Consider the following 2,696-nt stretch of genomic DNA (forward strand, 5'->3'; position numbering starts at 1 on the left):
GTTGATAGCAAGGTCGATACGCTTCATCACGCCACCGTCTATGAGTGCGTCCATGAGAAAGTCATACCAACTTCTTTGTTGTGCCAGCAGGTAACTTTCAAACTGTCGGCAACCACGCCCCTTTAACTCTAAAAGGACACCTTTTTCTTCGTCAGCCGACGTATAGATAAAGATGTCCCCTAAAGAATAATGCTCCGTATAACTGTAATGTCCGTAATCTTCATGGAGCATATAATTGATATTCAGTTTTAATATATCTTTGATGATGTGCTGTATATCCAGCGTGGGAAAACGAATTTTCACATAATCAAACAGCATGGTAAGCGGTACTTCTGGATTGAACCTTGCCAGTTCTTTATGCAGAGTTTCCAGAAGTTCCTTTGACGGCTTCATTTTTCCGCTTTCTATCTTGTTGAGATATTCCCTTGTGATACCAGAAGCCACCGCCAGCCTGCCTTGTGAGATACCATAAGCAATCCGTTTCTCCCGTAATTCTTTTATCCATTGTTCTTCATTCAGAACCATACCCCCAATCTGTAAAGTGTGAAGTTTTTTAAGGCGACTTCACAGCCGATTTTTGCTGGAAAATCATGCCAGAAGCCTTATGTTTCCTATGTTTTTTGTCTATTGTCTATTTGCAAACGTACCCCTCTGTTAGATACCGAGGGGTTTTACCTGCTGGCGTGGCTTACGCCACACCAGCAACGGCTAGTCCGTGCCGTCGCCTTTCGCTTCGCACGTCGCCGTCCCGTCCTGCCTTGCGTTATTCGATTACCAGCGTGAACGCTTCTGGATCATCAACAATGTTGTATGAACCGAGCGTGTCCGCTGTCTGCGTATATCGGAAGTGAAACAAAGGCTTTTGTCCTTTCATGGAAAAACGGGAACGGTACACCGTACCATATAGAGCGTTTGGCTTTGCCACATCATAGCTGAACAGAGTAGAAGCAAAATCATTCTCCCCGCATTTTTTGATGATTTCCTCTGCACATTTTTCTTTATCTGTGATGATAAGACGGTTGAGCGTAAAGGTAACGTGTTCTTCATGGAAATTTTCTGATGAAGTCCCCATACTTCCTGCTACATCAATCTCACGTCCCCATTGCAGATAGGAAACCGCCACTCCCAGCACAAAAAGTACCGTGATTGTTATTATTTTTCTCTTTTTGCACATACTGTTACTGTCCTTTCTTGTGGGGTGTATTATAATACAGTCTACGGTAATACATCTTATTTATCAATACAGTTGTATCTTATAATTCAAAGAAAAGACGAGGTACAGCGTATGCAGGTATATATTGATTTAGAAAATCTTTTGAAAGAGAAGAATATCAGCAAAAACAAAGTCTGTGAAGCGTGTAAATTACAGCGGACACAGCTTAATAACTATTGCAAGAACAAAGTTTCCAGAATTGACCTCACAATCCTTGCAAAGCTCTGTGATTTTCTGGAATGTTCCCCAAACGACATATTGAAATTGAAGTAGGATTGTCAGCTTTCGTTGCTTGCAGTCCTTTTTTCTTCCAGTCTGCCGATTTCTTTTAGAAAATCATGTCCTTTTGGGACTAAAGGCGTGTAAAATTCGCTTATAACGCTTGTCCCCACATCACAATAGCCACGCCCCTTGATACGCTTCTGGAAAAACTGCTTTTTCACATCTGAACCGAACAGCATACCGTAACCTAATTCGCTGATACGCCCAAGTCCCACACGGAAATTGAAGTTATCTCTGATACCGTCCGAGAAATATTTTGCGTCTGGACGTTGGCAGGCGACGATAAGGAAATAACCTGCTTGTCGCCCTAACATAACGATTTTCTTTAACTGGCTAAGTAGGCTCACGCTTTCTTTCGTCCCCAGCATTTCAAAAAATGCCACATATTCATCAAAGATAAGAAAGCAGGGTGGCAGTCCCAGATAGGCATAGTTTTCGCCAGTCTTATAGTTCGGGTGTCGTTTCATTTCCTCACTTCGCTGTACCATGCCCTCATAAAAGGCATTGACGCAATCAATCATTTCTTCTTTGGTGTGATACACATTTCCCATAACTGTCCCCAAGTCTGCTAAGTCCGCATTTTTCGGGTCTAAGACGTAAAGGACAGCGTTGGTATGCAGTAGGGCTTCAATGAGCGTCAGCAGAAAATAAGTTTTACCGCCACCCGTCCCACCAGCGATAAGAGCGTGAGGGAGTGCGTCATATTCCCAGACAAGATTTTTCATCAGCCTAAGACTGCCGTTTTCTGCCCGTACTTCATCAATGGTAATACGGTTCGCTATCATATCATAAAGCAGGGTATATTCGATATAGCCGTCGTGCAGGGTCTTGTCGGTCAGTTCACAATACAAGCCACTTTCCAATTTATCCTCTAACCGTAAAAGCTGGTCTTGATATTTCCCCAGCGTAATTTCACAGCGGATATGAAGCAGTCCCTTTTCCATTTGATAATAAATCTTTGGAAACCAGACGATTTTTTCCCTTGATCTGCTTTGCAGGTCAGTAAAAAAACCGCTGTCTTGTACGGTATCGGCTTCATACCACTTATTTTCCAGTACCATTCTTGCCAGCTTTTGACGGTGCAGGAGCTTCTTGAAACTGTCGTAACAGAAGCGGTAATATAGAAAAGCGACCAATGCACAAACACCCGTCGCTATCAATATGGTTATGAAGTTGTAAGGGGAGAGCGTCAAGCCGTTTT

At 42.9% G+C, this 2,696-nt stretch carries 4 protein-coding genes; 1 reads left to right on the plus strand and 3 read right to left on the minus strand.

Going from position 1 to position 2,696, the window contains the following annotated elements:
• Both DWW13_RS18245 and DWW13_RS18250 read right to left on the minus strand, forming a co-directional pair.
• A partial coding sequence (locus tag DWW13_RS18245; protein WP_147398344.1) for a helix-turn-helix domain-containing protein occupies positions 1 to 525 on the minus strand: 525 nt, incomplete at its 3' end.
• 238 nt (positions 526 to 763) lie between these two features.
• On the minus strand, positions 764 to 1,174 hold the full coding sequence (locus DWW13_RS18250) for a hypothetical protein (protein ID WP_117888447.1): 411 nt from the start codon (positions 1,172 to 1,174) through the stop codon (positions 764 to 766).
• A 111-nt stretch (positions 1,175 to 1,285) separates the two neighbouring features.
• Here DWW13_RS18250 and DWW13_RS18255 point away from each other — a divergent pair, with 111 nt between their 5' ends.
• Positions 1,286 to 1,486 carry a helix-turn-helix domain-containing protein gene (locus DWW13_RS18255; protein ID WP_004612745.1) on the plus strand — a complete coding sequence of 67 codons (201 nt, stop codon included), beginning with the start codon at positions 1,286 to 1,288 and terminating at the stop codon, positions 1,484 to 1,486.
• A gap of 5 nt (positions 1,487 to 1,491) precedes the next feature.
• Here DWW13_RS18255 and DWW13_RS18260 read toward each other — a convergent pair.
• Positions 1,492 to 2,696: FtsK/SpoIIIE domain-containing protein (locus DWW13_RS18260; RefSeq protein WP_199674889.1), on the minus strand; the 1,205-nt coding region annotated here is incomplete at its 5' end.

Source organism: Blautia sp. AF14-40 (assembly GCF_003479665.1).
Lineage (GTDB): Bacteria > Bacillota > Clostridia > Lachnospirales > Lachnospiraceae > Fusicatenibacter > Fusicatenibacter saccharivorans.